The sequence below is a fragment of the Streptomyces sp. P17 genome (genome assembly GCF_032436805.1).
GTDB lineage: Bacteria > Actinomycetota > Actinomycetes > Streptomycetales > Streptomycetaceae > Streptomyces.
In genome coordinates this window covers 1-374 of sequence record NZ_JAVRBF010000421.1, presented here as the reverse complement: position 1 = coordinate 374, position 374 = coordinate 1, and the positions used below count along the sequence as shown (strand labels likewise).

The window sequence follows — 374 nt, the reverse complement described above, 5'->3', positions numbered from 1 at the left end:
CGACGACTTGCTTTGTCATGTCTTTATCTGTTACCAAGCCAATAAGCTTTTTCTGTTTATCAACGATGGCTGCGCATGGGCTGCTCAGTTCATTATGCATAAGATATGCAACTTGTTATATTTTCGTTTCAGGAGTAACGATAAGGATATTTGGGTTAAGTACATCTGAGATGCGCTGTAAGAAAATATCTTTAGTTTGAGCTGATAGCGTTGAAGTCGGTGAATTAGAAAGTCGAGTGAGAATATTGGGTGAGAATTGAGCTATCACATCAGGGTAGGGAGAGAGAAGAGTGATCAATGTGTCATAATTGATACGATAAAGCAGTGTATTTTCAATGGCGATAACTCGGTAAAGATCTTGTGTATCCGTTTTC

1 protein-coding gene is annotated in these 374 nt (G+C 38.8%); it reads right to left on the bottom strand.

The genetic code is table 11. The features are described from left to right. Positions 1-115: 115 nt before the first annotated feature. Positions 116-374: hypothetical protein (locus tag RMT89_RS41560; RefSeq protein WP_315888942.1), on the bottom strand; the 259-nt coding region annotated here is incomplete at its 5' end.